Genomic DNA, 5429 nt, shown 5'->3' on the forward strand with positions numbered 1-5429 from the left:
GCTGTGCGGCGGGGACGACGGGCGCGATACGGCCCCGCGAACGCGGGGGCCGTATCGCGGGCGCGGCGGGCCCGGGGCTGTGGGCACGCGCGAAAGTCCGATGCGTCAGGAGGTCTTGGTGACCGGGCAGCCGTGCGCCAGCGGGCCGAGCAGCCGGTTGTTGTCGTAGAAGTGCTCGAGCTCGAGAATGCGCAGGTCATCGCTGACCTTGGCAATGGTGATGCCGGTCATCTCGATCATCTCGCCGGTGGGCTCGTGGCCCTTGTACTCGCCGGTGTACCGGCCCCAGTGCCGCCATTTGAAGGTGACGGTCGGCGGCCCGGACAGCACTTCGAGCACCTCCCAGAAGAAGCCGCCCGGGAAGGCGGTGTGGAAGATGTGGTGCGAGGACTCGAAGGTCTCCCCGCCGGGGTAGTACGGGTTCTCACCGATCAGGATGTTGTACGAGCCGATGCGCGCGAACTCCTCGGAGTCCTGCCACTCGCCCCCGTTGACCCGCCCGCGGTAGTGCTCGGCGACCAGCGAGACCCACGTCGCGGGATCTTTCTTGTGCGAGACCTCCATCTCGAAGACCTTCACGAGTTCTTCGACGATGAACTCCAGCGAGTCCGGCGCGTGGTCGGTGGTGCGCTCGACCGGCATGACGACCGAGCTCAGGTGGTAGTCGGGGACACCGTCGCGCCACTCTTCCGGTGCGGCAGCGGCGATTACGGCGTCACGACCTTGCAGGTGCAGCGGTGTCGTCACGGGTTCTGTTGCTTGTTCAGTCATTTAGAGCCTCGAAGATCCAGACCTGTTGTGCGGTAGTCGCATTGAAAACGGACCGGATGACGGTAACAGCGGCTCGGCGAAACGTCGCGCCGGGCGTTCGTCGGCCGCGGGGACCGCGGCGGCTACGTGACACGACAAGTTTTGACAGACTATCTAAAATGAGAGACTCTCTCATTATCGAGTTGATAGCAACTGATAGGGACTGTCATGAATGATTCGGCATCGAAGCGCTGGCTGGCGCTCGGCGCGCTGGCCGTCGCCATGCTCACCATCGGGCTCGACGTCACCGTGCTCACCGTCGCGCTGCCCACCCTGGCCGTCGATCTGCACGCGGGCACCGGCGCGCTGCAGTGGTTCAGCAGCGCGTACACCCTCGCGCTCGCCGCGGTCATGCTGCCCGCGGGCGCGCTGGGCGACCGGTACGGGCGCAAGAAGATCCTGCTGGCGGCGCTGCTGCTGTTCGGCGCGGCCTCACTGGCCTGCGCCTTCGCGGGCACGTCGGGTCAGCTGATCGCCGCGCGCGCGGTCCTCGGCCTCGCGGCGGCGGCCATGATGCCGCTGTCCATGGCGATCCTGCCGGGCCTGTTCCCCGATCCCGCAGATCGTCAACGGGCCCTGACGATTTGGATCACCTCCACGGCCATCGGCCTGCCGCTCGGCCCGATCGTCGGCGGCTGGCTGCTGCAAAATTTCTGGTGGGGTTCGGTGTTCCTGATCAACGTGCCCATGGTGGCGATCGGCGCGACCGCGGTCGCACTGCTGGTCCCGGAATCGCGCAGCGCCAACGCTGTTCGCGTGGATCTGCCCGGCGTCGCGCTGTCGGTGTTCGGAATGCTCGGTCTCACCTACGGATTCATTCGCTTCGGTGAGCAGAGCTGGGGCGACGGCCTCGCGTGGGCGGCGGTGGCGGGCGGAGTCGCGCTGCTGACCGCCTTCGTGCTGTGGCAGCGGCGCGCGGCGCATCCGCTGATCGATCTCGGGCTCTTCGCCGCACCCGGATTCCGCTGGGGCACCGTCTATATGATCGTCGTCAACTTCGCCATGTTCGGGCTGTTCTTCACCATGCCGCAGTACTTCCAGGCCGTGCTCGGGGCCGACGCGCTCGGCAGCGGCCTGCGCCTGCTGCCGCTGATCGGCGGACTCATCGTCGGCAGCCGCGTGGTCGACAGGCTGCTGCCCCGGGCCGGACTGCGGGTCGTGCTCACCAGCGGATTCGCGCTGCTCGCGGGCGGACTCGCGCTGGCCGCGCTGCTCACCGCCGACAGCGGCTACGGGGTCGCCGCCACCGCGCTCGCCCTGCTCGGCGCCGGTATGGGTTTGGTCATGCCCGCCGCCATGGGGCTGGCCATGGGCGAACTCGCCGCCGAGCGCGCCGGCTCGGGATCCGCGCTGCTGCAGGCGCTGCGCCAGGCGGCGGGCACCATCGGCGTCGCGGTCCTCGGCACCGTCCTGGCCACGCGGTACCGCGCCGAGCTCGGTTCCGTGAACCGGCCGCCCGTCGACGACGGCGTCAATGCCGGTGTGGGCGTGGCCCATCGGCTCGGCGACACCGAGCTCCTCGCGCACGTGCAGACGGCCTTCATGGGCGGGATGAGCGCCATGCTGTGGGTGTGCGCCGCGGTCTGCCTGGGCGCGACGGTCATGGCCGCGCTGCTCACCCGGGCCCCGGCGGGGCCGGCGCCCGCGCCCGATGCTGCACAATCGGTACATGCCGGCTGAGCCCATCCACGCTGAATCGACCCGGCCCGGCCCCGACACCGCGGGCCGGGCCCGGCCCGGCCTGCGGGAACGCAAGAAGGAACGCACCCGGTCCACGATTCGGCGCGAGGCTTTCCGGCTCTTCCACGAGCAGGGGTACGCCGCCACCACCGTGGAGCAGATCGCCGACGCGGCGGAGATCTCCCCGAGCACCTTCTTCCGCTACTTCCCCTCCAAGGAACAGGTGGTGCTGGCCGACGATCTGGACCCGATCATGATTCAGCGGTTCCGGGATCAGCCCGTCGAGCTGTCGGCGCTGGAGGCGTTCCGGCGGGCCACCCTCGAATCGTTCGAGGCGCTGGACCCGGCGGAGTTCGCGTTCGAGCGCGACCGCGCCACCTTCGTGGCCACCGTCCCGGAACTGCGCGGCGTGCTGGCCATGGAGATGGACCGCAACGTCGACATGATCGCGGAACTGGTGGCCGAGCGCTCCGGGCGGACGCCCGCCGACTTCGAGGTCCGCGCGCTGGCCGGGGCCCTGATCGGGGCCGCCAAGGCCGTGCTGATGGACCGGGACCCCTTCGACCCCACCGCGATCGCGCGGGTCATCGCCTTTCTGGAATCCGGTATGCGGCTCTGAGCGGTGACTCGTCGTCCATCTCCGCGAAGAAGCCGCCGACCGTGTCCTCGATCTCGCCGATCGATTCCGCGCAGTACAGGATCGGCTGATAGCGCGTGATGTCGTAGACCGCGGTACCCATCGCCGTGATGTCCAGCGGGCGCAGCTCGGCGTGCCGGAACTCCTCGATCTCCCCGTACGAGGACAGCAGTCCCGCACCGTAGCAACGGATCTCGCCGTCCTCGCGGACCACGCCGAATTCCATGGAGAACCAGAACACATCGGCCAGGAACTTCAGCGCGCGATCGGTGCCGATTCGGGCGACGGCCGCGCCCGCGCTCTCGTAGATCGCCGCGAAGCGCGGGCTCGCCAATTGATTGGCATGCCCGAGTATCTCGTGCACGGCGTCCGGTTCCGGGGTGTACAGCGGCGCCGAATGATGCCGAATGTACTGGGTGGAGTGGAAGATTCGGTCGGCGAAGGAGCCGAAGAACTCGCGCAGCGGAACCAGGCCCGCAGCCGGGGCGTAGCCGAAGCCGCTGAGCGGGAACAGCTTCGCCGAGACCTCGGACAGCTGGGGAATGTGATCGGCGGGCAGATCCAGCCGCGCGGCCGCCGCGTTCACCTCCGCGCAGGCGTACCGCTCGCGTTTGCGGGCCAGTTCGGCGGCGACGATCCGCCACACCCCCTGCTCCTGCTCGGTGTACTCGATCGCGGGCGCCGCCGTGCCCGGCCGGTGCCCGAGGGCGAGCGCGGCGATCGCGTTGCGCCGCTCCCGATACGCGGGGTCGTGCACGCCCGGATGCGCATCGCTCAGATGCACGGTGACGTCGCCGCCGGCGCCCTTGGTCACCGGCGAATACAGCTGGGCCTCGGTGAACATACGACGATGCAAGCACCCGCGTGGCAAACCGACAACGAACCTCCCGGCAGCTGCGCAGATTGCCAAGCTGAACGGGTGGCACGGGTGCTCGAGCAGGGCCCTGCCGGGGGACTGGTAGACAGCGAGCGCACTGCGGGACAACACGAGCCACGCCTCCTGCGGCGTGTGCGCACCGGCGTGGCGATCGGGACGGGCGGGTGCCGGGTAGCTCGGTGCGGGGGCGTCCGGCCCGCCGCATAGGCTGCTCGGGCCTGGCTCTTCCGTGCTCGAACGAACGAGGGGATGTGTTGGTGTCAAGACTGCTGGTCCTGGTCACGGTGCTGCTCTGCACCGCCGTCGCATGCGGCGACGACGCGAAGCAGGGTGCGAAGTCCAATGCCGCCGCGCCGCCGGGGGATTCGCGCTCGGAGACGATCGGCTGGGCGCGCGCGGTGGACCCCTGCGCGCTGCTGGACGCGGGCGAGCTGCGCGAGCTGGGACCCGAGGTGACGGTCGGCACCTCGTCCATGACCACGAACTGCTCGGCCGTGGTGACCGGCGGGCCGGACCAGCGGATCGACGTCGACGTGCGCATCGGATTCGCGCCGCAGCTCGAGACCTTCAAATACGGGTCGATGATCGAGGTGCAGGACCGCAAGGTGCACCGCGTCGACATCCGCGAGACGGTGCCCGCCGAGCAGCGGGATCAGCTGGTGCAGACCGAATGCGACTACCGCATCCCGCTGGACGGCGGTCTCGGGGTGACGGTCTCGGTGGAGATGGACAGGGCCGCCGACCCGTGCGCCACCGGCGACAAGCTCATCCCCGGCGTCATCAAACAGTGGAACGACCATCCGGCACAGGGCACTTCGCCCGCCACGACGGTCACGGTGCTGTCCGCGCTGACCTCGCCGTGCGTCGGCCTGGAGAAGTTACAGGCCACCCGCAAGGTCGAATTCGATTGGCAGGAGCAAACTCTCGACAGCTGCTACCTGACCGTGGACGGCGCGTCCACGCTCATCTCGCTGGAGAACCGCGAACGCGATCTGATCACCCTGGACAAGCAGGAGGTGCGCCTGGGCGACTACGTCGGCTACCGCTCCGAACACCAGGGCGACACCTTCATCGATGTGATCGTCGGCGAGGAGTTTCCGGGCGTCTGGGGCAATCGCTCGATCCGCCAGCTCCCCATCGTCGGCGTGATGAGCAACAATCCCGACGTGGCCCAGGCGGTCGCCGAGAACGCCCTGGCCCACCTCCCGAAGTAGCGTCCCGGCCGCGACGGCGTGCCGAACGAGCTGCCGCCCGCATCGCGAGGATGCGGGCGGCCTCGGGCATCACCGGCGCGGGTTCACGCGGACCCCGTGCGGCGGTGACCGCCGGGCGATCGATCGACGTGCGCATCGGATCCCGCCCCGATGGTCGGTGGGGGCGGGAGGGGTGTGGAACGGCGAAGGCCGCTCCCGTCCGGAGACGGGA

General features: G+C 69.3%; 5 protein-coding genes. 3 read left to right on the forward strand and 2 right to left on the reverse strand.

Translation table 11 applies throughout. The features are described 5' to 3' along the window. Nucleotides 1-105: 105 nt before the first annotated feature. Entirely contained in the window at nucleotides 106-747 is a 642-nt protein-coding gene (locus ABZ319_RS39950; RefSeq protein WP_354991802.1) for an ester cyclase, read from the reverse strand. Between the two features lie 231 nt (nucleotides 748-978). On the opposite strand from ABZ319_RS39950, the gene ABZ319_RS39955 reads away from it, so the two are divergent. Continuing rightward, nucleotides 979-2490, forward strand: a complete 1512-nt coding sequence (locus tag ABZ319_RS39955; protein ID WP_354991803.1) for an MFS transporter — start codon at nucleotides 979-981, stop codon at nucleotides 2488-2490. Further along, nucleotides 2480-3109 carry a TetR family transcriptional regulator gene (locus ABZ319_RS39960; RefSeq protein ID WP_354991804.1) on the forward strand — a complete coding sequence of 210 codons (630 nt, stop codon included), beginning with the start codon at nucleotides 2480-2482 and terminating at the stop codon, nucleotides 3107-3109. The genes ABZ319_RS39955 and ABZ319_RS39960 overlap by 11 nt, the downstream gene beginning before the upstream one ends. Here ABZ319_RS39960 and ABZ319_RS39965 read toward each other — a convergent pair. After that, nucleotides 3075-3971, reverse strand: a complete 897-nt coding sequence (locus ABZ319_RS39965; RefSeq protein WP_354991805.1) for a phenylalanine 4-monooxygenase — start codon at nucleotides 3969-3971, stop codon at nucleotides 3075-3077. The two genes, ABZ319_RS39960 and ABZ319_RS39965, sit on opposite strands and share 35 nt — an antisense overlap. A 284-nt stretch (nucleotides 3972-4255) precedes the next feature. Between ABZ319_RS39965 and ABZ319_RS39970 the strand changes: the two genes are divergently transcribed. Beyond that, the gene (locus ABZ319_RS39970) at nucleotides 4256-5218 is read left to right on the forward strand and encodes a hypothetical protein (RefSeq protein WP_354991806.1); all 963 of its coding nucleotides are present in this window, start codon (nucleotides 4256-4258) and stop codon (nucleotides 5216-5218) included. Nucleotides 5219-5429 lie beyond the last annotated feature (211 nt).

The organism is Nocardia sp. NPDC005978 (assembly GCF_040614455.1).
Classification (GTDB): Bacteria; Actinomycetota; Actinomycetes; order Mycobacteriales; family Mycobacteriaceae; genus Nocardia.

Excerpts from the sequence above, each read along its gene's own strand:
- ABZ319_RS39965 (WP_354991805.1), bottom strand. The coding sequence starts at position 3,971 with ATGTTCACCGAGGCCCAGCTGTATTCGCCGGTGACCAAGGGCGCCGGC.
- ABZ319_RS39955 (WP_354991803.1), top strand. The coding sequence starts at position 979 with ATGAATGATTCGGCATCGAAGCGCTGGCTGGCGCTCGGCGCGCTGGCC.
- ABZ319_RS39960 (WP_354991804.1), top strand. The coding sequence starts at position 2,480 with ATGCCGGCTGAGCCCATCCACGCTGAATCGACCCGGCCCGGCCCCGAC.